The 21815-nt window shown below is 69.2% G+C and carries 18 protein-coding genes; 8 read left to right on the top strand and 10 right to left on the bottom strand.

Features of this window, described 5'->3' with window-relative positions; genetic code table 11:
• Positions 1 to 354 precede the first annotated feature (354 nt).
• The 5 genes from ABNF93_RS11795 to ABNF93_RS11815 all read left to right on the top strand — a co-directional run bounded on the left by ABNF93_RS11795 (position 355) and on the right by ABNF93_RS11815 (position 5681).
• Positions 355 to 900 carry an NUDIX hydrolase gene (locus tag ABNF93_RS11795; protein ID WP_349327989.1) on the top strand — a complete coding sequence of 182 codons (546 nt, stop codon included), beginning with the start codon at positions 355 to 357 and terminating at the stop codon, positions 898 to 900.
• A gap of 181 nt (positions 901 to 1081) precedes the next feature.
• A complete protein-coding gene (locus tag ABNF93_RS11800) occupies positions 1082 to 1819 on the top strand; it encodes a formylglycine-generating enzyme family protein (protein WP_349327990.1) in 738 nt (245 codons plus the stop codon).
• Between the two features lie 137 nt (positions 1820 to 1956).
• Positions 1957 to 2736, top strand: a complete 780-nt coding sequence (gene hisF, locus ABNF93_RS11805; protein ID WP_349327991.1) for an imidazole glycerol phosphate synthase subunit HisF — start codon at positions 1957 to 1959, stop codon at positions 2734 to 2736.
• A gap of 12 nt (positions 2737 to 2748) precedes the next feature.
• Positions 2749 to 3603, top strand: coding sequence for a phosphotransferase family protein (locus tag ABNF93_RS11810; RefSeq protein ID WP_349327992.1), 855 nt, complete (start codon positions 2749 to 2751; stop codon positions 3601 to 3603).
• 233 nt (positions 3604 to 3836) lie between these two features.
• Entirely contained in the window at positions 3837 to 5681 is a 1845-nt protein-coding gene (locus ABNF93_RS11815) for a glycoside hydrolase family 15 protein (RefSeq protein WP_349327993.1), read from the top strand.
• Positions 5682 to 5777: 96 nt separating this feature from the next.
• Here ABNF93_RS11815 and ABNF93_RS11820 read toward each other — a convergent pair whose 3' ends face one another.
• The 6 genes from ABNF93_RS11820 to ABNF93_RS11845 form a co-directional block, all read right to left on the bottom strand.
• The gene (locus ABNF93_RS11820) at positions 5778 to 7445 is read right to left on the bottom strand and encodes a dipeptide ABC transporter ATP-binding protein (RefSeq protein ID WP_349327994.1); all 1668 of its coding nucleotides are present in this window, start codon (positions 7443 to 7445) and stop codon (positions 5778 to 5780) included.
• Entirely contained in the window at positions 7442 to 8236 is a 795-nt protein-coding gene (locus tag ABNF93_RS11825; RefSeq protein ID WP_349328120.1) for an ABC transporter permease, read from the bottom strand. The genes ABNF93_RS11820 and ABNF93_RS11825 overlap by 4 nt, the downstream gene beginning before the upstream one ends.
• 80 nt (positions 8237 to 8316) lie before the next feature.
• The gene (locus ABNF93_RS11830; RefSeq protein ID WP_349327995.1) at positions 8317 to 9264 is read right to left on the bottom strand and encodes an ABC transporter permease; all 948 of its coding nucleotides are present in this window, start codon (positions 9262 to 9264) and stop codon (positions 8317 to 8319) included.
• Positions 9265 to 9276: 12 nt separating this feature from the next.
• Complete coding sequence (locus ABNF93_RS11835; protein ID WP_349327996.1) at positions 9277 to 10872, bottom strand: ABC transporter substrate-binding protein; 1596 nt, start codon at positions 10870 to 10872, stop codon at positions 9277 to 9279.
• 99 nt (positions 10873 to 10971) lie between these two features.
• Complete coding sequence (locus tag ABNF93_RS11840; RefSeq protein ID WP_349327997.1) at positions 10972 to 11661, bottom strand: HAD-IA family hydrolase; 690 nt, start codon at positions 11659 to 11661, stop codon at positions 10972 to 10974.
• A gap of 79 nt (positions 11662 to 11740) precedes the next feature.
• The gene (locus ABNF93_RS11845) at positions 11741 to 12640 is read right to left on the bottom strand and encodes a DUF4037 domain-containing protein (RefSeq protein WP_349327998.1); all 900 of its coding nucleotides are present in this window, start codon (positions 12638 to 12640) and stop codon (positions 11741 to 11743) included.
• Positions 12641 to 12773: 133 nt separating this feature from the next.
• Here ABNF93_RS11845 and ABNF93_RS11850 point away from each other — a divergent pair, with 133 nt between their 5' ends.
• Positions 12774 to 14057, top strand: coding sequence for a hydroxyacid-oxoacid transhydrogenase (locus ABNF93_RS11850; protein ID WP_349327999.1), 1284 nt, complete (start codon positions 12774 to 12776; stop codon positions 14055 to 14057).
• Between the two features lie 16 nt (positions 14058 to 14073).
• On the opposite strand, the gene ABNF93_RS11855 is transcribed toward ABNF93_RS11850, so the two are convergent.
• The 4 genes from ABNF93_RS11855 to ABNF93_RS11870 form a co-directional block, all read right to left on the bottom strand.
• Complete coding sequence (locus ABNF93_RS11855) at positions 14074 to 15663, bottom strand: glycosyltransferase family 39 protein (RefSeq protein ID WP_349328000.1); 1590 nt, start codon at positions 15661 to 15663, stop codon at positions 14074 to 14076.
• Positions 15664 to 15803: 140 nt separating this feature from the next.
• Positions 15804 to 17480 (bottom strand): glycosyltransferase family 39 protein, encoded by a 1677-nt coding sequence (locus ABNF93_RS11860; RefSeq protein WP_349328001.1) that lies wholly within the window; start codon positions 17478 to 17480, stop codon positions 15804 to 15806.
• Between the two features lie 156 nt (positions 17481 to 17636).
• Positions 17637 to 19250 (bottom strand): ArnT family glycosyltransferase, encoded by a 1614-nt coding sequence (locus ABNF93_RS11865; RefSeq protein ID WP_349328002.1) that lies wholly within the window; start codon positions 19248 to 19250, stop codon positions 17637 to 17639.
• Between the two features lie 79 nt (positions 19251 to 19329).
• Positions 19330 to 20064, bottom strand: a complete 735-nt coding sequence (locus ABNF93_RS11870) for a hypothetical protein (RefSeq protein WP_349328003.1) — start codon at positions 20062 to 20064, stop codon at positions 19330 to 19332.
• Between the two features lie 577 nt (positions 20065 to 20641).
• Between ABNF93_RS11870 and ABNF93_RS11875 the strand changes: the two genes are divergently transcribed.
• Together ABNF93_RS11875 and ABNF93_RS11880 are read left to right on the top strand one after the other, a co-directional pair.
• Positions 20642 to 21523, top strand: coding sequence for a helix-turn-helix domain-containing protein (locus tag ABNF93_RS11875; RefSeq protein ID WP_349328004.1), 882 nt, complete (start codon positions 20642 to 20644; stop codon positions 21521 to 21523).
• Positions 21524 to 21543: 20 nt separating this feature from the next.
• Positions 21544 to 21810, top strand: coding sequence for a DUF397 domain-containing protein (locus tag ABNF93_RS11880; RefSeq protein ID WP_349328005.1), 267 nt, complete (start codon positions 21544 to 21546; stop codon positions 21808 to 21810).
• The last annotated feature ends 5 nt before the right edge of the window (positions 21811 to 21815 follow it).

Consider the following 21815-nt stretch of genomic DNA (forward strand, 5'->3'; position numbering starts at 1 on the left):
GGGCGCCGGTGTCGACGACGTGAACGCTCGGCCCCCCGGGCGGAGAAGAGTTGCTTCACCATGACCGCGAGATCGACCCGCCTCAACCGGGTTCGACCCCTTCTGGCCGCCCACGGCCGATCCCGGCCCGGAGCCTTCCAGTAGCTGAGGTGATGCCGAAGCCGTACGCATGCCCACCACTCGGAGCTACGAAGCTTCGCCGAGCAGGTTGGCATCGAACCCGAGACTCGGCTTCCAGGCCACAAGGTCGACCACTCGGTGGCAGGGACTGAGATCATGATCTCTCCAGCGGTCTCGACTCCGGCGAACGGCGCGGCCCTTCGATCCAGTCCACTACCGCCAAGGAGTCACGTGATGGAGAACGGCGTCACTTCGCAACAGTGGAGTGTCATCGCTTCAGAGGTTGTCTTTAGCAATTGGATTACCATCGTCCGGGATCGCCTACGCAAACCGGACGGCGGCGAGATGGACATTCACTACATCAATTCATCAGGGTCATCCTCGGTTTTGGCCTTTACCGAGGATGAGCAAGTAGTGCTGACGCGGCAATACCGCCATCCACTTCGGCAGGTTCTGTATGACTTGCCCGCCGGTGGAATTCAGGTCGGTGAGCTTCCTCGAGAAGCGGCGCAGCGTGAATTGGCCGAAGAGACCGGCTATATTGCCCACGAAATAGAACTGCTGGGGCGTTATAACCCGCTGCCAGGCACGATTGCTCACACCTGCCATGTCTTTGTGGCACGCACATTGCAACTTGGAGCCAACAATCTCGACGAGCACGAGGTAATCGAGGTGGTGCTCAAGCCCTGGCAAGAGGTGGTGGATATGGTGCTGACGGGTGAGGCGGTTGATGGATCGCTGGTATACGCGGTGTTGCGCTACTTGGCGCGGACAACGTGATGCCAGGGGCGCGGCATCCCGGCCGGCTTCGGGTGTCTGTTCGAGTCGCGTTGGCCGCATCGTCTACGCATTGCGTCAGGCTGTGGCCTGACGCGACGTTCCTGCTCCGATAGTGGGTGCCTCCTCAGTTCACTCCAGAACGATCGATAGAGCAGATGATGACGCCGGGTAGGGTGGCTTGGTGGAATCGGGGCCAGACAACGAGATGGTCGCGGTCCCGCCAGGACAGGTGACCATCACAGACCGGCGGACGCAGACGAGTTGGCCGGTCGAGGTTGCACCGTTCCAGATGGCAGCGATGCCAGTCACTCAGTCGTTGTACGCACAGGTCACCGGTCTACGGCCGAGCACTGCCCAAGGCGACCGGTTCCCTGTTGAGGGCGTTTCGTGGTGGGACGCGGTCCGGTTCTGCAACGCGTTGTCCCGGCGTGAGGGGCTGACACCCGCCTATCGACTTCATGCCGACGAAGAGGCGGTCGAATGGAACGCCTCTGCCGATGGGTACCGGCTGCCAACCGAGGCTGAGTGGGAGCACGCCTGCCGTGCGGGTACCGCCGGCCCTCGGTATGGCCAGCTTGACCAGATCGCTTGGTACCGGGGCAACTCGGACTGGCAAATCCGCCCCGTTGGCGGCAAGGAGCCCAACACGTGGGGTCTGTACGACATGCTGGGCAATGTGTGGGACTGGTGCTGGGACGTCTACGACGCCGAGGTGTACGGCACCTACCGTGTGCTCCGTGGCGGTGGATGGGCCGACGAGCATTGGAGCTGCCGGGCCTCGGTTCGGCGGCGCAGCCACCCGACCTTCCGCATCGACGACGTGGGATTTCGCATCGCGCGCTCACCCCTGCCTTCCAGAGGTCGCCAACGTCCCGTGGCTTCTGCCCTGGCGCAGCACCATCCGATCCGCTCCGGGTAGGCGCGGGCATCTGACTCCTCCCGGTGATGACATCTGGGCTCGAGCCACCGCGGCGGCGGTGTCGAGTCTGGGCCGCGAGGATGGCACACCCCGCTCGGCGGGGAGGCCTGACCGGGGCGGCCGCTAGGGTTCGCCGTATGAGCAACAGCCTCGCGGTGCGGGTGATCCCGTGCCTTGACGTCGACGCCGGCCGGGTGGTCAAGGGTGTCAACTTCGCCGATCTGCGCGACGCGGGTGATCCGGTGGAGATGGCGACGATCTACGACGCGGAGGGTGCGGACGAGCTGACCTTCCTCGACGTCTCGGCCTCCGCCCACGGCCGCGAGACCACCTACGAGGTCGTACGCCGGACGGCCGGCCAGGTCTTCATCCCGCTCACGGTCGGAGGCGGAGTCCGGTCGGTCGAGGACGTCGACCGGCTGCTGCGGGCGGGTGCGGACAAGGTGGGGGTGAACACCGCGGCGATTGCCCGGCCGGAGCTGGTCGCCGAGATCGCGCAGCGGTTCGGTTCGCAGGTGCTGGTGCTCTCGCTGGATGCTCGGCGCGCGGTCGGCACCGCCGACCAGCTCCCGTCCGGCTTCGAGGTCACCACACACGGCGGCCGGCGCGGCACCGGCATGGACGCCGTCGCGTGGGCGGCCAGGGGAGCCGAGCTGGGTGCCGGGGAGATCCTGCTCAACTCGATGGATGCCGACGGCACGAAGGCCGGCTACGACCTGGAGATGATCCGGGCCATCCGGGCCGTCGTCGACATCCCGCTCATCGCCAGCGGTGGTGCCGGGACGCCGGAGGACTTCCCGCCGGCCGTCGACGCGGGAGCGGACGCGGTTCTCGCGGCGAGCGTCTTCCACTTCGGTGAGCTGCGGATCGGGGATGTCAAGGCGCGCCTGCGGGAGGCCGGCCATGTCGTGCGTTGAGCGGGCGGGCCGGTGAGCACGGGCGCGGCATCCCGGAACGCACGGCGCGAGCACGACCTGCCGGAACTCCTGGCCAGCGTCGGACTCCCGGCCGACGCGACGGCCGAACCTGCCGGCGGAGCCACCGGCCAGCTGTGGAAGGTCACCGCACCGGGTGGTCCGTTCGCGCTTCGGACCGGATCCGCCTTCACCATCGGGCGCCAGCAGTCGGTCATGGGGGTCGCGGGCCGGGCCGGGCTCCCCGTGCCGGAGGTGCTCCGGCGGGTCGACATGGGCTTCGACGCCGTGCTGCTGCTGTCCTGGCTTCCGGGTGCGACGGTGTTCGACGCCGTACGCACCAATCCCGCCGATGCCCACCGGATCGGCGTCCTCATGGGCGAGGCGCAACGGCGGCTGCACGCACTGGCGGCACCGCCGGCACTCAGCGGCGTCGTCGATGGCGACGGCGGTGGATGGCCGACCTCTGGCGTACCCCCGATCGAGGGACTACCGCAGGGCACCTCGCTGCTCCACCTGGACTGGCACGGGCTAAATCTCCTCGTCGACGGCGACCGGATCAGCGGCGTCCTCGACTGGGACAACGCCCGGGCGGGGCATCCTCTGCTCGACCTCGCCCGCAGCCACACCCTGCTCACCGTGGAGCCGACCTTCGCGACATTGCAGCCGTACGAACGCGAGCTGCTCGCCACCCTGGCTGACGGCTGGGCCACGGGATACGGCGAGGAGGCGCGATCGATCCCTGCGTCCTGCCTGGCCTGGGCGGGCCGGGCGATGCTTGCCGACCTGGCCGGACGATACGCCGACAAGCCGGAGGTGCTCGCGGATCTCCAGCGGTGGACCGGCTCCCAGGAACGCCTCGGTTCCTGACGGGAGGACCTTTGGGTCTGGCGGTCCCACCTTCGTCGGTGGTCGCCTGGCCTGCATGAGCGCGAGGAGCCCCCGCGGAGGTACGCCGAGGTACGAGGTGTGCCGGAGTGAGGCACCGCAGTGGTCATGCGAAAGGGGCACGGCATGAGCGCGAGGAGCCCCCGCGGAGGTACGGCGAGGTACGAGGTGTGCCGGAGTGAGGCACCGCAGTGGTCATGCGAAAGGGGCACGGCATGAGCAGTACGCCGATCGCCAGCTATGCCGTGCTCTCGGATCGGCACTCGGCCGCGCTCGTGAGCCGTGACGGGTCGCTGGACTGGCTCTGCTTTCCGCGCTTCGACAGCCCGTCGGTCTTCGCGCGGCTCCTCGACGAGGATGCCGGCCACTGGTCGATCCGCCCGGTCGGCGACTATGCCGTGACCCGGGAGTACCGGGAACGGACGATGGTGCTGGACACGACATTTCGTACGCCTCGCGGGACTGTCGTCCTCACCGACGCCCTCCTGCTCGGCCGCCACAACGGCGACCACCTGCTCGGTGTCGGCGCGCCGCACATCCTCGCCCGGGAGGTCACGTGTGTCGAGGGTACGGCGGAGATCGAACTCGAGTACCGCCCGCGCCCGGAGTACGGCCTCATCACTCCGTTGCTGTCCGCGGTCGACGACGGCGTCACCAGCCGCGGTGGTGCGGAGTGGTTGGTGTTGACGACGCCCGTGGCGCTCACGCCCAATGCCGGAACCGTGCGCGGTTCCACCACGCTCCGACGGGGGGAAACACTCAGATTCGCGTTGCATCGTTCGACCCTGGACGAGACCCCGGCACGGGTCTGGGAGCAGGGGCAGATCGCCGGGTGGCTGACCGATACGGTCAGGGCGTGGCGTTCGTGGTCCGATCTCCATCAGGCGTACGTCGGTCCTTGGCGTGACCTGGTCCACCACAGTGGTCGGGTCCTTGAGGCACTGTCTTTCCAACCCAGCGGCGCGATCGTGGCGGCCGCGACCACTTCGCTGCCCGAAGGTGTGGGCGGTGAACGCAACTGGGACTACCGCTACTCCTGGGTCCGCGACGCGAGTCTCACCATGGACGCCCTCTGGGTGGCGGCCTGCCCCGACGAGGCCAGCGACTTCTTCGCTTTCCTTGCCACCGCCGCACCGTCGCTCGACACGGACAAGGCGCTGCAGATCATGTTCGGTGTCGGTGGCGAGCACGACCTCACCGAACGCACCCTGCCGCACCTTCGCGGTTGGCGCGACAGCCGGCCCGTACGCATCGGCAACGACGCATGGACCCAGCGGCAGATCGACGTCTACGGCGAACTTCTCACCGCCGCGCACCGGCTTGCCGACCAGATCGTCGACATCGACGTCGACACCCGCAGGTTCCTGCGGACCTGCGCCGACGTCGCGGCCGAACGTTGGCGGGAACCAGATCAGGGAATCTGGGAGATACGCGGCGAACCGCGGCACTTCCTCTACTCCAAGGTGATGTGCTGGGCCGCCGTCGACCGGGCGATCGAGCTTGCCGACGCCTTGGAGGCGGGGGACCGGATCGACCGGTGGCGGCAGGTGCGTGACGAGATCTGGCAGACCGTCGTAGGCGAGGGATGGTGCGAGTCCGAGGGCGCGTTCACGCAGTACTTCGGGTCCACAGCATTGGACGCCTCCGCCCTGATGATGCCGGTCGTCGGCTTCCTTCCCGCGGACGATCCGCGCATGCTCGCCACCATCGACGCCATCGAGGATCGGCTCACGGACGAGCGAGGGCTGGTGTACCGCTACCGGACAGCGCAGGGTGTCGATGAGCACGGGGTGGACGGCCTGGCCGGTACGGAGGGGACGTTCGTGATGTGCACGTTCTGGCTTGCGCAGGCGCTGGCGTTGTCCGGCCAGGTCGAGCGCGCCCGGTCCGCCTTCGAGCGCGCGGTCGCCTGCGCCAACGACGTCGGGTTGCTCGCGGAGGAGGTCGACCCGGCCACCGGTGAGCTGTTGGGCAACTTCCCGCAGGCGTTCAGCCACATCGGTCTCGTGAACGCCGCCTGGGCGATCAGCGAAGCCGAACAAGGTCAGCCGCGGACCTGACACCGTGGTGAACGCCGGTGCCGGAGGCCCGTGCAGCATGCCGTGCCGGATGCGCGGCGCGGACCTCCTCTGCCGCGGTGACTAGGGCCTGACTCCTCACCCAGGCAGGGTGGGAACCGCCGCGAGGAGGGCCCGAGTGTACGCATGCGCCGGCCGTTCGTAGACCTCCAAGGTCGGGCCGTGTTCGACGATCTCACCCTGGTGGAGGACGGCCACCGTGTCGCACACCTGCCGCACGACGTGTAGGTCGTGGGACACCAGGACCAGCGTGAGGTCGTACGCATCCGCGAGCGATGCCAGGAGGTCGAGGACCTGCGCCCGGATCGAGGCGTCGAGCGCGCTGACCGGCTCGTCGGCAAGGAGCACGGTGGGCGAGGGTGCGAGGGCGCGAGCGATGGAGATGCGTTGGCGCTGCCCACCGGAGAACTGGTGCGGATAGCGGTCCGCGGCATCGCGCGGAAGTCCGACCGCGGCGAGAAGTTCGTCGACCCGACCGGAGTGCGCGCGGACCCGCGACCGCCGGCCGCCGCCGCGGGCGACCAGCGGTTCGGCCACGATCTCACGTACCCGCATCCGAGGATCGAGAGAACCGGCCGGGTCCTGGAACACGACCTGGACGTCGTCCCGCACGAACCGCAGTCGATGTTCCGGAAGGTGGCCGATGTCTTTGCCGGCGAAGTGGACGGAGCCACCGCTCGGTCGGTCCAGGCCGGCGAGCAACCGGAGCAGCGTGGACTTTCCCGAGCCGGACTCACCGACGATGCCGAACCGCTCTCCTGGTGCGATCTGGACGCTGACGTCGTGGAGAGCCCGCACCTGGGGTGGTTTCGCCAGCAGCGTCGTGCGGCGCCGCGGGAAGGTACGGGTGACATGGCGGAGCTCGAGCACCCGCGTCTCCGTACCGCTGTTACGGCGTACCGGATGGCGACGGCGCCGCTCGCGACCGCCGTGACGAGTCGCGTCGATGAGCGCCTGCGTGTGGGGATGGTTCGGCCGGGACAGCACCTCGGCGACCCGCCCGTCCTCGACGATCTCGCCCGCCCGCATCACCATCACCCGGCTACACACGGCCGCGACGACCGCGAGGTCGTGCGAGATGAACAGCAGGCCGGCGTCCCGGCGCAGGGGCCCGTCGGCGATCAGGTCGAGTATCTGGGCCTGCACGGTGACGTCGAGCGCGCTCGTCGGCTCGTCGCAGATGAGCACCGCCGGGTCGTTGGCGAGTGCCATCGCGAGCATGACCCGCTGGCGCCCGCCGCCGGAGAGCTGATGGGGGTACGCACGCGCCGTCCGCGCCGGATCGGGTAGGCGCACCTGGTCCAGCAGGTCGACCGCCCGGGTGCGCGCCACCGCGCGATCGGCCTCGGGCCGGTGGATGCGTACGGCTTCGGCGATCTGGTCGCCGACCCGCAGCACCGGGTTGAGCGCGGACATCGGCTCCTGGAAGACCATGCTCATGCGGTGGCCACGCAGCCGGGAGAGTGCGCGTTCGCCGGCGCCGAGCAACTCGTGGCTGGCACCGGCGAGATGCACCGACCCGACCGGTGCGAGGCCGTCGGGGAGCAGGCCCATAAGGGCGAGTGCCGTCAGTGACTTTCCGGAGCCCGACTCGCCGATCAGTCCGACCCGTTCGCCGGGGGCCACGGTGAAGGTCACGTCGCGTACGAGGGGGTCGCCCCGCCGCCCGACACCGAGCCCGGTGACTGTCAAGACGTCCTTGCGTACGTCCAGGGCGTCGTCGGTCAGCGCTGGAGGTGTGCTCACCGCTCCTCCATCCGCGGGTCGAACCGGTCACGCAGGCCGTCACCCAGCAGGTTGAAGCCGAGGACGGCCGCGACGATGGCGAGTCCTGGCCAGACCGCCAGCAGCGGATGGATGAACAGCAGTTCCTGCGACTCCTGCAGCATCCTCCCCCACGAGGGCGTCGGCGGGGCCGTGCCGAAACCGAGGAAGGAAAGGCCGGCCTCGGCGAGCACGGCGATCGCGAACGACACCGACGCCTGGACGATGACGAGTCCCATGACGTTGGGGAGCACGTGCCGCAGCCCGATGCCGAACCGCCGGCGTCCCGCGGCCCTCGCCGCGAGGACGTACTCGGTCGCCATCACCCGCAGCGTGCCGGCGCGCACGATCCGGACGAACGCCGGAACGCTGGCGAGCCCGATCGCCACCATCGCCGTCAGCGTGCTCGCTCCGTACACCGCACCGAACATGATGGCCAGCAGCAGGGCGGGAAACGCCAGCGCCAGATCCGAAGCGCGCAGGAGGAGTCCGCTCCGCCAGCCGCGAGCCATCCCGGCGACGACGCCGAGCGGGGTGCCGACCAGCGCGGCAGTCCCGACGGCGACGACCCCGACGAACAGGGTGGTCCGCGCACCGATCATCAGCCTGCTGGCGATGTCGCGGCCGAACTTGTCGGTGCCGAGCCAGTACGTCCCGGTCGGGTCGAGCAACCGGCGGGCGCTGTCGATCCGGAACCCGTCGTGGGGAGTCCAGGCGTAGGACAGCAAGGCCACGACGACGATCGCGCCCACGAGGACTCCGCCGGCGAGCAAGGACGGGTTGACAGCTCGTCGCCGCGGGCCCCGCCCCGGCGGCGCAGGTGCGGGCGCGACCGATGGTGTCTCGAGGGGCTTCACGGGCTCACCCGCAACCGCGGATCGAGGGCCGTGTAGCACAGATCGACGACATAGTTGACGATCAGGACCACGACGACGATCACCATGACGACGCCCTGCACGAGCAGCAGGTCACGGTTGGCCACGCCGTCGAGTAACAGGCTGCCGAGCCCCGGGATGACGAAGACGCGTTCGATCACGATGGCGCCCACGAGCAGGGTCGCGAGTTGCAGCCCGAGCACGGTGGCGACCGGGATCGCGGCGTTGCGGAACCCGTGCCGGACAAGGGCCCTGCCCGGAGTGAGTCCCTTGGCCCGGGCGGTGCGGAGGTAGTCCTCCCGGAGCACGTCGAGGATCGCCGAACGCACGTACCGCGCCAGCACGGCGGCCTGCGCGACACCGAGCGCCGCCACCGGAAGGACCAGGTGACGGACGAATTCCACCGGACTCTCGGCCGGTGCCACCCACCCACCCGACGGCAACCAGCCCAGGCGTACGGAGAAGAACGCGACCGCGAGAATCCCACCCAGGAACGCGGGAACGGCGATGCCGAGCTGGCTCATTGCCGACAACGCGAGGCCGGACAGCTGGCGGTGCCGGAGCGCCATGACCGTGCCGAGCGGCACTGCGAGCACCAGCGCCACCACCATCGCCGACCCCACCAGCCACAAGGTGACGCCGAGCCGGTCGACGACCTGCGGGCCGATCGCCTCGTGCGTGACGTAGGACCGGCCGAAGTCACCGACGGCGAGTCCGCCCACCCAGTCGAGGTACCGCGCCGTGAGCGCCCGGTCGGTGCCGAACTCCTTCTGCAGTTGGGCAACTGCCGCCGGCGTGGCGTTGACACCCAACGCGACACGGGCGGGATCGCCGGGAAGCACCGCCATGAACGCGAACACCACGACGCTCGCGCCGACCAGGCTGGCGGCGAAGACACCGGTACGGACGACGATGCGGTACAGCATGAGGCGGCGGGCTCAGGTCGGACGGACCGACACGGAGGTCAGGTCGAACGACTCCGACACGACGTTGGTCGGCAGGCCCTTGACCTCGGGTGTGGTCACCATGAGGTTCGGCAGCAGGAACAGCCAGTCGGCCGCGGCATCGTCGGCGAGGATCCGCGCTGCCCGGCGCAGCAGTGCAACCTGCTCGGCGGGGGTGCCGGCGTCGGCCTCGGCAAGCAGCGCCCGCACCCGGGGATTGTCGTAGCGCCAGTAGTAGTCCGGGTTGCCCCAGCTGGCGAGGTCGCGCGGTTCGACGTGGGCGATGATCGACATGTCGTAGTCGGCTTTGGTGAACACGTCGTCGAGCCAGCGGGCCGGGAACTCCAGGACATCGATCGACGCGGTCACGCCCACGTCGGCGAGTTGGCTCTTGACGACCTGCGCGGCCGCCACCGCGTAAGGCAGGTTGGGGATCCGCAGCCGGAGCCGGAGCGACCCGACGCCCGCATCTGCGAGCAGCCGCTTCGCCCGGGCGGGGTCGTGGGGATAGGTCCGCGACAGGTCTTCGTACCACGGATCCGTCGGTGGCACCATCGAGCCGATCAGCGTGCCGTGACCCGCCCAGGCGGTGTCAAGGATGGCTTGCCGGTCGATCGCGAGGCACAGCGCCCGCCGCACCCGGCGGTCTGTCAACGGTGCCTTGCCATGGTTGAACGACAGGACCACCTCGCCGTTGCTCGTCCCCTCGATCACGCGGTACTTCGACGTGTCGGCGAACTCCGCCAGGCTCTCCGGCGTCTGCACCGTGCTCACGACGTCGATTCCGCCCGTACGCATGGCATTGTTCATCGCCGTCGGGTCCTTGAAATACCGCAGCGTCACCGCGTCAAGGTCCGGTTGACGTCCCCAGTAGCCCTTCCTGGCCTCCAGCACGAGGGCGTCGCCGCGCGTCCACCGCGACATCACGTAGGGTCCGGTGCCGACGGGGATGGTCGCGAGATCGGAGACCCCGTCGGTCGAGAACATCGCGCCGATCCGGGTCGTCATCGCGAAGAGCCAGGAGTTGCTGGGCCGCTTCAGCGCGACCCTCAGCGTCGTCGGCGAGACCGCATCGGCCCGCTCAACCACGTCCATGCCCGACTTCAGCGAGACCGTCCAGTCGGTCCTGACGCGGTTGATGCTGAAAACGGCGTCCTCGGCGGTGAAGTCATCGCCATTGCTGAACCTCACCCCCTCCCGCAGGGTGAACGTGTAGGTCCGGCGGTCCGGACTGACCTCCCACGCCTTCGCCAGCAACGGCACGATCTCGCCGTCGCCGTCGAGCTTGACGAGCCCTTCGTAGACGTTGACGAGCAGCGCCTGGGGGATCGCGGCGCCGTCGTTCTTCGTGAAGTCCAGGCTTGCCGGCTCGGCGATGAAACCGACGTCGAGTGCGGACCCGCGTCCGGGGCCAGGGCCGGACGTGTTCGATCCGGTCCGGCTGCCCGCGGTGCACGCGGTGAGGGCGAGGACGAGTGCGAGGACGCACGCGGACGCGGCAGTGTGGAGCGTCGGCAACGCGACGCGGCGGGGCGCCTCCGCCGTGGCGGCTGCTCGGGCGTCGACGTTCCGGAAAGGGGATGCCCCCATGAGTGACCTCCTGCGGGTGTGCCCTGCATGCCGACAGGTGCCACGGCCACGACAGGGCCGGGTTCCTCGCCGATCACACGGGCTGAACAGGACGACCCATCATGCCTCGCCGTTCACCACGATGGTGAGCGCGGCACCGTCAAGCTCGACGCGAAGGTTCTGTAGCCCTTCGACAACGACGTCGGCGTCGAGGTCGGCCGCGGGGTGCGTCGTCGTCACGCCGATCGCCCGCATCCCGGCCGCACGGGCGGCGGCGAGGCCGGCCGGCGCGTCCTCCACGACGAGACACCGCGCCGGGTCAGCCCCGACCCGCCGCGCGCCGAGAAGGTAGGGCTCGGGATCGGGCTTGCCCCTGCCCACGTCGTCGGCGGTGACCAGGACGGTCGGCTCGGGGAGGCCGGCTGCCCGGAGCCGCGCCCTCGCGACCAGCTGGTTACCGGACGTCACGATCGCCCAGCGGTCGGGTGGGAGGGCGGCTACCAGGGCCTTCGCGCCCGGCAACGCCGTGACGTCGGCGACGTCAGCGGTCTCGAGTTCGCCGACCCGCGCGAGCCCGGCTGCTCTCCGCTCCGGCGGAAGCAGCCGCGCGACGATGGCCGCCGCGGTCAGCCCATGTCCCAGGGCCGCGCGCACCTGGGCGGGGGTGAGGGCGTGCTCCTCGGCCCACTGGCTCCACGACCGGATGAGGGATGGCAGCGAGTTGACCAGGGTGCTGTCGAGGTCGAGAAGGACGGCGTCCGCGGTGAGGGCGGCTGTCGTGCGGCCCGGGCCGCCTGTCGTCGTGGTCACGTCCTCCGACGGTACCTGGTGGGCGAAAACGGCAACCGAACGCGGCGTGACCGGTACGTCCACCACGAGTCGCCGCTGGTCAGCTCGCCGGAAGCTCGTCGAGGGGGAGGCGACGGTGGCCGAAGACACGCCGGAGCCGGTCCACGTCAGCTTCGGGCAGGCCGGCTTCCACCAGGTCGAACGTCTCCCGCACGAGGTCGGTGAGCAGCGTTGCCGCGACGGCCGGTTCCGACGCGAACACGGTGCCGATGCGGTCGGCCAGACCAGGCGGCGCGTGGTCGAGGGACGCGGCGATCGTGGGGAGCCACTTCAGGTTCGGTCCGTACCGCCTGTTGAGCGCGAGGAGCATCATGACGACCCGCTCGCAGACGGCGGCGAAGTGCTGGGCCAGCATCGCCGGATTCCGTCGTTCGGCGTACATCTCCCAGCGCCAGAAGTGGTCGATCACGCCAGCCCGCTCGACGACCGCGACCGCGAGCTCACGCGGGTACGCCGCTGCCCGTCGCTTCCAGCCGGCGAGTAGCTCCTGACCGTGGTAGGCGATCCCGTCCACGACACCCTGGGCGCGGTTCAGCCCGGCCGGGTCCGGATCGTGGTCGTCGAAGACGTCGGCGAGTGCCTTCTCGGTGGCCACGGTCTCGGCGTGGACGACCTCCACCAGGAGGCCGGACCCGATCGGCCCGCCGAGATAGATGTCGTCGCACCAGACCGCTTCGGGCTCGTAGAGCGGGAAGATATGGGCGTCCCGCATGCCGCCTGCCAGGGCGAGCCGCCGACGCTCGTCCTCTGCCGGAGGACGCGACCAGAACACCCCGATCTCGGCATCGGACCAGCGGTCGGCGTTTCCACGGGCGGCCGAGCCACTGAGCATGACCGCTTCGACGTCGGGCTCTCCGGCGTACACGTCGATGAGCGGTTGAACGGCATCGCGGCGCCAGCACGCGGCTTCCGACGGTGTGTTCGGTATGGGCCGTGTCATCGGTGCTCCTGAGGGGTCCGGCACGATCCGTTGGCTGCCGCCGCCTTGCGTTCCGGCGGCATGTGGGTCACGGTCACAGCAGGCAGCGCCGGCGCGCAAACCCATTTCCGAACGTCGCGGGAGGCGGTAACGCATGCGGGAGACGGTAGGCATGCAGGAGACGGTGTTCACCTGGGGCGGACCGGCACTGAAGTTCGGAGCCGGTGCCATCGAGGAGATCGGGTACGACGTCGCCGCGCTGGGTGCGACGCGGGTGCTGGTGGTGACCGATGCCGGCGTCGCCGCCACGGGGACACCTCAGCGGGTCGTCGAGCAGTTGCGGGCGGCCGGGCTGGTCGCCGCTCTCTACGACGGTGTCCACGTCGAGCCGACCGACGAGAGCATCCAGGCCGCCGTCGACACCGCCGCCGGCGGGCGCTGGGACGGGTTCGTCGCGGTCGGCGGCGGTTCGAGCATCGACACGGCCAAGGCCGTCAACCTGCTGACCTCGTATCCGGGCGACCTGCTCGGCTACGTCAATCCGCCGATCGGCCGCGGGCTCGCGCCGCCGGGACCGGTCAAACCGCTGGTCGCGGTCCCGACGACCGCCGGCACCGGCGCCGAGAGCACGGCTGTCTGCGTCATGGACCTGCTGGCCGAACGGGTGAAGACCGGCATCAGTCATCCGCGGCTGCGACCGGTGCTGGCCGTGGTCGACCCGTCGGTCACCCTGTCCATGCCGCCCGGCGTCACGGCGGCGACGGCGTTCGACGTGTTGTGCCATGCGTTGGAGTCGTTCACGGCAAGGCCGTACGACAGCTTCCCGAGGCGCCGGCCCGAGCAACGGGTGGCCTACTGCGGCGCCAACCCGATCTCCGACATCTGGGTCCAGCAGGCGCTGCCGTTGCTCGCCCGCTCGCTGCGGGTCGCCTACCGCGACGGGAACGACGTCGCGGCCAGGACCGACCTGTTGCAGGCGGCGCTGTTCGCCGGTCTGGGCTTCGGGAACGCGGGTGTCCACCTCCCGCATGCGTGCGCCTATCCGATCGCGGGACAGGTACGCGACTTCCGCCCGGCCGACTATCCGGAGAGCGAGGCGATGGTCCCGCACGGGATGGCGGTCGTGCTGACCGCTCCGGCGGCGTTCCGGCGTACGTACGAATCCAGCCCCGATCGCCACCTCGAGGCGGCGCACGTACTCGATCCCGCCACGGACACCATGGCCGACGCGAGGGAACGGCTACCGGAGGCGATTCGCCGGCTGATGCGCGAAACCGGCCTGCCCAACGGCCTCGGCGCGGTGGGCTACGAGCCGACCGACGTCGACGCCCTGGTCGACGGCGCCCTCAAGCAGCAGCGGATCCTCGCGCTCGCGCCGATCGAGGCCACCGCCGGACTCCTGGGTGAGGTCTTGGCCGACTCCTTCACGCTCTGGTAGCCCGCGGGCCCGCCTGTCAGCGGACCTCGTAGACCTGGACCACGTCGTCGTCGGTGGTGAACACGAGCCGCCAGGTCGCCGGCGGGCTCGCCGGCCGGCTGTCGAGAAGGACCTCGGCGTTGCCCCGGCAGTATCCGCAGATCGTGGACCGGAGGCTGTAGAACATGACGTGATCGCCGGCCTTCGGCGCCCCCGCCGCCATGCCGGCCGGCACCTGCTCCGGCGTGTACCAGGTGGCGATCCGACCGCGCCAGACGGGCTCGCCGAACGTGCCGTTGACGAAGACCCGCACCAGCCGGACCGAGCGCTGGTCGGCCCAGATCGTGTCGACGTCGCCGCCGTCCGCGGCCAACCAGGAGCGGAACTGTTCCAGCTGCGTACCACCGTTGACGGCGTACGTCGCGTTCAGCGGATCGTCGCGATCGGTTATGCGGACGTGCTGGGCGATGCTCACGGGCACCACAGCGACCGCGAGAGCGGTGACACCCGCGACGACTCCGGCGTACGCACGAACGGGCGGCGCCCGCCGCACCACCGCATGAACGACGAGCCAACCGGCAACCACAGCGCCCAGCATGATCGCGGGCATGAGCGGCAGCCAGTAGCGCTCCTTGAGGATCCGGACCATCGGATGGTCGGGATCGATGACGCCACCGAACGCGACCAACGGGACGTAGAACAGTACGGCCCAGGCGGCGAGGACCACCAGCTTGCGCGAGAACACCGCACCGAGCACCGTGACGACGAGCGCGCCCTTGAGCCACTGACCCTCGGGCGCCGCGCCGAGAACCGCGAGCACCCGGGTCAGATACCAACGGCGGCTGTGCCCGAGGAAGTCCGTGACCGCCGGCGCGACGCTCCCGTGTGCGGCGGAGGCGTGCAGGCGCGCCAGTGGGTCGCCGAAGAGGACCGCGTTGACGATGGCCTCGCCGCCGCCGATGACCACGAGCGGCAACGCCACCCACAGCCACCTGCGCAGCGGAACCCGCCGGAGGAAGAGGAGCGGGATGAGCGGCCAACAGAACACGATGTACTCACGGGTGAGATAGCTCCACCCGAGGAGTACGCCCAGGACGAGCAGCGCAACGGTCTCCCGCCGCCGGGTCACGGTCACGACGCGCCGACGCTGCCGGATCGCGACCGCGACGACGACGGCCCAGCAGAAGAGCGACGTGGCGAGCAGGTCGGGCAGAGGCTGGGTGAGCTCCGGGAAGACGATGGAGTTGCCGACGGTGAGGACGGCGCCCGCCACCCCCACCGTGCGGTTGAGGAGAAGGACGCCGAGCAGATAAACGCCGACGGCGAGAGCGACTCCGGCGGCGACAGGCACCAACAGATAGGCCCCCTGCGAATACCCGAAAACCTCCTGGGCGAGACGCATCGGAAAGACAAGTCCGTACCGCAGGAACTGATGAACGAATCGCTGGAGAAAAAGTGAGTTGTCGGCCAGGGGACTAGCGGGAAAACTCTCGGCGAAATCGAAGTAATAGAGCTGGTCGGAGGGATACGGCGGAAGCCGGTAGACGATCTCGACCAGCACTGTGGCAATCGCGAGCAGACCCCCGACGACAAGCGTGTGGAGCCGTTCGTGGGCGCGCACAGGCATCGGCGGACCGTCCCTTCCGAAAAAAGGAGCACCATCAAGGCGATGGCGGCGTGATCGGAAACGCGCCGAGAATAGTCGACGTGGCACGAGTACAACGGACCAGGGGAGTGGCAGACAAGGCCGGGAAGACGGAACCTGATTCAGCGAACTCGGTAGACCTCGACCTGCCGGTCGTTGGCCTGGAAGACAAGCCGCCACGAGGCGGGGATCCGGACCGGATCGCCGAGGATGTTCTGCGCGTGGGCCATGCAGCCGCCGCAGGTCGGCGTCCGGGCGCTGTAGAGCACGACGTGATCACCGGGCTGCGGATCATCCACCCGATGCCAGACCGTCAGCTCGCCGTCCCACGCCGGCCGGCCGAACGTCGGGTTGAGGTAGATCCCCACGACCCGGTTCGTACTCGGGTTCGCCCAGAGGGTGTCGACCGAATCCGTCCGCTGCAGCCAGGATCGGAAGTCCTCGAGTTCGGTGGCACCGTTGGCGGCGTAGCGTGCGTACGGATCGGTGTCCCCGGTGGCGCGGGCGTGCTGTGCGAGGCCGACCGGCACCGCCACGGCCGCCAGCACCGCCAGCGAGGCGAGCGCCGAGCGGAGCCGTGCCCGCTCACGCAGGAACGGCACCACCCTGGCGCGGTTGCTGACGAGCAGCCAGGTGACGGCCACGAGAGCGAGCACGATGGCGGGAATCAGCGGCAGCCAGTACCTCTGCACGTTGATCCGCAGCCGCGGCTGGTACGGATCGAGCAGGCCGCCGAGCGCGACCAGCGGCACGTAGAACAGCAACGCCCACACCAGCAGGAACCCGATCCTGCGGTGGAAGAACGCACCGACGACGGTCGCCGCGACGGCGGCCTTGAGCCACAGCGCCTCCGGAGCCGCGCCGACGATGGCCGCGAGCCGGGTGAGGTACCACTGGGCGCTGTGTCCGAGATGTTCGTTGCGCCACGGCTCGTCGCTCAGCGGCGGTCCGTCGCCATGGTGTGCGGCGACGTGCAGCCGGGCCAGCGGATCGCCGTAGGCGAGCGTGTTGAGGAGGGCTTCCCCGCCGCCCACGACCAGCAGCGGGACGATGAGCCAGCCGAGCCGGATCATGCGTACCCGCCGGATCAGCATCAGCGGGATCAGCGGCCAGACGAACACCATGTACTCGCGGGCCAGGTAGCTCCATCCGAGCAGGGCGCCGACGATCAGGAGCGCCACGATCTCCCGTCGCCGCGTCCCCGCCACGAGGAGTCGGCGTTGCCGGAGGGCGAGCGCGACCGCCAGCGCGGCGCACATGAGCGCGGTCGCCAGCACGTCGGGCAACGGAGTGGTCAGGTTGGGGAAGACCACGGAGTTGCCGACCGTGAGGACGGCCGCGGCGAAACCGACCGTCCGGTTGAACAACAACAGCCCGATGACGTAGACACTCACGGCCAGGAGTACGCCGGACAGGATCGGGACCGCGAGGAAGGCGGCCTGGGAGTAGCCGAAGAGTTCCTGCGCCATCCGGATCGGGACGGTCAGGCCGTGCCGGAGCACCTGATGATCACTGATGTACGACGTATGACTGGGAAAGCCCCACGCGGCGTCGAAGTAGTTGACCTGGTCGAAGGGCACCGGCGGTAACCGGTACAGCACCTCGACCACGCCGACGCCGACCGCGAGAAGGCCGCCGATGGCGACGGTGAGCGGGCGCGAATGCCGCCAGCGGTCCACGCGGGTGGGAGTGCGTGGCGTGCCCCCGGCGGTCGGAACGGCTGGGCCCGCGCCGGTCCCGACAGGTCCGGCAGCGGCTGCAGCCGACACGACGTTCGGCGGGGAGGTGGCAGTAGACAAGATCAGGGTCCCCCGTTGCGTTGCTTCCCCTGCCCGTTATGGCTCAGCGCAGCGGAGGCTAAACGCCCGGGACGGAAGTTTTGTCGAACAGGCAAGGCGGCTGCGGACGGCGAGACGACTCCGGACCACCGCCGTCCTCGTCAGCCCGTCGATCCGTCACCGGACCTGGTAGATCTCCACCACGCGGCGGGAACTGATGAACGCCGGCTGCCAGGACGCCGGCACGTGGACCGGACTGCCCAGCAGCGCCTCGGCGTTGTCCCGGCACGGTCCACAGACCCCGGAGCGTGGGCTGTAGAGCACCACGTAGTCGCCGGGAAGCGGCTGCGGGTGGCTGGCGCCGGGAAGCCAGAGTTTCAACTCTCCGGACCAGACCGGGCCGCCGAAGGTTCCGGTGGCGAAGAGCTTGACCAGGCGGTACGTCCGCGGCTCCGCCCATACCGTCGTCACTCCGGTCGAATGCTGGTCGAGCCAGGGGCGGAGGTGCTCGAGTTGCACGCCACCGTTCGCGGCGAAGCTCGCGTTCTGCGGAGTGGGTTCGGTCATCCGGGCATGCTGCGCGATGCCGACCGGCACGGCCACGACGGCGAGCGTCACCCAGGTGGCGACCACCCGCGAACGGCCGCGCAGCGCCGGCACGACCGTGGCACGGTTACGCGCCAGGAGCCAGACACCCGCGACCGCGCACAGGTAGACCGCCGGCATCAGGGGAATCCAGTACCGCTCCTTGGTGATCCGCAGCATCGGGTGGTCGGGGTCGAGGAACCCGCCCAACGCGATCAGGGGCAGGGCGAAAATCGCCGCCCAACCGGCGAGGAACGCGAGCCTGCGGGAGATCAGGGGCGCCGCCACTGTCGCGAGGAGCGCCGCCTTGAGCCAGGTTCCTTCCGGCGTACCACCGAGAATCGCGGCGGGCCGGGAGAGGTACCACTGCCGGCTGTGCCCGATGAAGCTGGTACTCCTCGGCGACTGGCCGTGCGAGGCCGAGGCGTGCAGCCGGGCGAGCGCATCTCCCGAGGCGGCGGCGTTGAGGCCGAGCTCCACGAGTCCGATGGCCGTGAGAGGAGCCACGATCCACAGCAGCCGTCGGTACGGCAGCCGCTTCCAGAGCAGGAAGGGAACGAGCGGCCAGCAGAAGACGATGTACTCACGGGTGAGGTAGCTCCAGCCCAGCAGGATGCCCACCATGACGAGGGCGCCTGCCTGCCGGCGTGCGCTCGCGGTGACGACGTGACGCCCCTGTCTGATCGCGAGGGTGAGCGCCACCGCACCACACAGCAGGGCGGTCGCCAGGAGGTCCGGTAGCGGTGCGGTGAGGTCGGTGAAGACGATGCTGTTGCCCACGGTGAGGACCGCCGCCGCGAAGCCCACCGTGCGGTTGAAGAGCAGGACACCGAGGGCGTAGACGGCGACCGCGAGCCCGATCGCCGCGAGCGTCGGGACGAGCAGGTACGCCCCCTGCGAGTAGCCGAACAGCATCTGCGCCAAGCGCAACGGGACGATCAGGCCGATGCGCAGGAGTTGGTGCTCACCACCGCCGGTGCTCGACCGGTGAGGAAACTCGCGCGCGGCGTCGAAGTAGTTGAGCTGGTCCGACGGATACGGCGACAACCGGTAGAGCACCGCGATGGCGGCCACCCCGAGGGCGAGCAGGATCCCGACCAGGACCGTGGTGACTCCGGGGTGCGGTCGGGGCTGCTGATCGACGTGATCCTGCGGTGGAAGGGTGCGTGTCGGAGCGGACGAGGGCGCGCTCACCTCGGGCGTCATGGGATTGCTCGAACCTCACGATGGTGCGTACGGGAACGGTGCCCGAGTGCCGATGGCACTCGTCGGGCGTCGGTCCTCCTCAGAGCCGCCAGATCCGGCCGGAGCAGCGGTGCCCGAGCCAGGCGAACTGGCCGAAGGACGTCACGCTGAGACCGAACGAGTCGAACGCCGGTTGGTCGTGGTCCAGCCACCACTTGTAGGCGGCCTCGATCTCCCGCCACAGCAGTCGCGGGCCGTGTTGCTCGACCTGGATCTCCCCGGACGGACCGCGGACGGCGCAGGCGCAGGAGGTCCCGTCGTAGACCCACCGCCGGGACTCGGCCTCGGTCCCGTCCAGGCGCGGAGTCAGGTCCTTCTGCGCCTGGTCCGCCCTTGGTAGGCGTTGCGGGCCTGTCCTCTGGCCGACCGACCGCAGCCGGGGGAGTCGGACACCCAGGGCGAAGAGCGCGGCCGGGTCGGACCACACGGTGTCGGGATCGAGTGGCGTGGTCGTGCGATACCACGGGACCGCGTTCTCGGCCTCGGCGATCACTGGTGTGGGTTCGTCCTCGCAGGCGACGTCGGCGAGTTCGACGAAGTTTCCGGCCGCCCGCCCGTCGGCGGCGACGCTCAACCGTGCGATGGCCGCTCCCGCGAACGGGTTGTGCCACGTCACCACCAGTTCGCCGCCCGGGCGGACGAGCTGCACCCAGGGGTAAGGCACGTCGCGGACCGGGACGGTCGCGATGACCTGGTCGTAGGTGGCGCCGAGGTTGCCCGCGTCCGGCGCGGTGTCACCCGGGCCGATCTTCAGGGTCAGCGAGGATGTCGTCATGGGCTCTCCTCGCAGATCTCGCGGCTGAGGTTGCCGAGTGTGGACAGCCGTCCATGCGCCCACGCGGCCGGCGGGCAGAGCCACTGCCGTCCGCAGAAGACACAGTGCGAACGCTCCAGGGTGGGCCAGGGAACGAGCCTCCATCGGCGGCGCCAGCTGAGTGCGTCACGTTGGGGCCGATGGATCGTCGCCAGCTCGCGTGCCCGGCGGTCGAGTTCGTCTTCGACAGCTCCGGATGGGCGTGCGCCTGCCGCCAGGAACCAGACATCGGCGTGCGACGCCGGTGTTCCCGCTGGTTTCCGCGTGCCCCTCTTCCCTGGGCCCCTTTTCCAGGTGACCGTGGGTGTCGTCGTTGCCATCGCTACGAACCTCCCCGTCGAGGTGATGGCGCTGCGGCACTGCTTCTGCACCGACGGTAATCCTGTGGTAGTGCGCGTACACCACGAATGCGCAAATTTGCACTTGTGTCGTTCACTACGCGGGCCAAACGATCATCGCCGATGATGTGCCGGGACGCGCGAGATCAGACATTCGCGTCACCTACGGCCACATTCCCCACCAGAACCGGAAGAAACGGATGTACGCCACACGCTCCGGAACGAAGTCCCCCACCATCCAGCGCCGGCGACTGGCGGCCGAACTGCGCCTCCTCCGCGAGCGCGCCCAACTCACACTCGAGGATGTCGGCACCCGGCTCGGCTGGTCCGTCGCCAAGATCAGCCGGATCGAGACCGCCGTCGTCGGCATCAGCGCCAAGGACCTGGGCCACCTGCTCGATTCGTACGGCGTCGAGGGTGAGCGCCGGACGGCGATCCTCAGCAAGACGCGCACCGCGCGGACGAAGGGCTGGTGGGACGCCTACGCGGAGTTCGTGCCCAGCGACTACGCCGACTACATCGAGGTCGAGGCGCAGTTGGCAGGGATGCGCTGCTACGACGCACACCTCGTCCACGGGCTGATGCAGACCGAGGACTACGCCCGCGAGATCATCCATGCCGCATCGATGGGGCTGTCCTCGCCAGCCGAGATCGACCGCCGGGTGGAAGTACGCATGACACGGCAAGGGCTGCTCACCCGGGAGGAGAATCCGCCTCGGTTCTGGACCGTCCTCGCCGAGCCTGCGCTCTCCTGGCTGGTGGGTTCGCCGAAGGTGATGGCCGAGCAGTACGACCGGCTCCGCGCCTTCGCCGCACAGGACAACATCACCCTGCAGGTCCTACCGACCTCCGCCGGAGCGCATCCGGCGACGAGCGGGACATTCGCGATCCTGGAATTTCCTGAGCCATCTGAGCCGGATGCCGTCTATGTCGAAACTATGACGGCTAATCGATATGTCGAGCGAGATGTCGAGATCTACCGGTATAGCCTGGCTTTCGACCACTTGCGTGCGATGGCCCTCAGCCCAATGGATTCGGTGGACTATCTCGCGCAGGCGGCCGACAAGATCATCAGAAGTTGAATCCGACGAGGGGATTGACCATGCGGGTTTGCACACCGGACCCGTTGCGCCTGGCGTGGCGGACGAGCAGTTACAGCGGTAACGGTTCCAACTGTGTCGAGGTCGCTGCGTGGCGGGCCAGTAGTTACAGCGGTAATGGTTCCAACTGTGTCGAGGTCGCCGGGCTCGGTCCGCAGATCGCGGTTCGCGATTCGAAGGACCGTGGCGGACCGATTCTCGCGTTCAGCGTTGGCTCGTGGCAGGCGTTCGTCGCGGGTGTGCGGGCCGGCGATTTCGAGACCGCCTGATCAGC

This window comes from Actinopolymorpha sp. B9G3 (genome assembly GCF_040120725.1).
Taxonomy (GTDB): domain Bacteria; phylum Actinomycetota; class Actinomycetes; order Propionibacteriales; family Actinopolymorphaceae; genus Thermasporomyces.

What these genes read in the sequence shown, in the direction of transcription:
- ABNF93_RS11835 (WP_349327996.1), bottom strand. Translation starts at nt 10,872, where the DNA reads ATGGGGGCATCCCCTTTCCGGAACGTCGACGCCCGAGCAGCCGCCACG.
- ABNF93_RS11870 (WP_349328003.1), bottom strand. Translation starts at nt 20,064, where the DNA reads ATGACGACATCCTCGCTGACCCTGAAGATCGGCCCGGGTGACACCGCG.
- ABNF93_RS11880 (WP_349328005.1), top strand. Translation starts at nt 21,544, where the DNA reads ATGCGGGTTTGCACACCGGACCCGTTGCGCCTGGCGTGGCGGACGAGC.
- ABNF93_RS11845 (WP_349327998.1), bottom strand. Translation starts at nt 12,640, where the DNA reads ATGACACGGCCCATACCGAACACACCGTCGGAAGCCGCGTGCTGGCGC.
- hisF (WP_349327991.1), top strand. Translation starts at nt 1,957, where the DNA reads ATGAGCAACAGCCTCGCGGTGCGGGTGATCCCGTGCCTTGACGTCGAC.
- ABNF93_RS11795 (WP_349327989.1), top strand. Translation starts at nt 355, where the DNA reads ATGGAGAACGGCGTCACTTCGCAACAGTGGAGTGTCATCGCTTCAGAG.
- ABNF93_RS11815 (WP_349327993.1), top strand. Translation starts at nt 3,837, where the DNA reads ATGAGCAGTACGCCGATCGCCAGCTATGCCGTGCTCTCGGATCGGCAC.
- ABNF93_RS11875 (WP_349328004.1), top strand. Translation starts at nt 20,642, where the DNA reads ATGTACGCCACACGCTCCGGAACGAAGTCCCCCACCATCCAGCGCCGG.
- ABNF93_RS11850 (WP_349327999.1), top strand. Translation starts at nt 12,774, where the DNA reads ATGCGGGAGACGGTAGGCATGCAGGAGACGGTGTTCACCTGGGGCGGA.
- ABNF93_RS11855 (WP_349328000.1), bottom strand. Translation starts at nt 15,663, where the DNA reads ATGCCTGTGCGCGCCCACGAACGGCTCCACACGCTTGTCGTCGGGGGT.
- ABNF93_RS11830 (WP_349327995.1), bottom strand. Translation starts at nt 9,264, where the DNA reads ATGCTGTACCGCATCGTCGTCCGTACCGGTGTCTTCGCCGCCAGCCTG.
- ABNF93_RS11865 (WP_349328002.1), bottom strand. Translation starts at nt 19,250, where the DNA reads ATGACGCCCGAGGTGAGCGCGCCCTCGTCCGCTCCGACACGCACCCTT.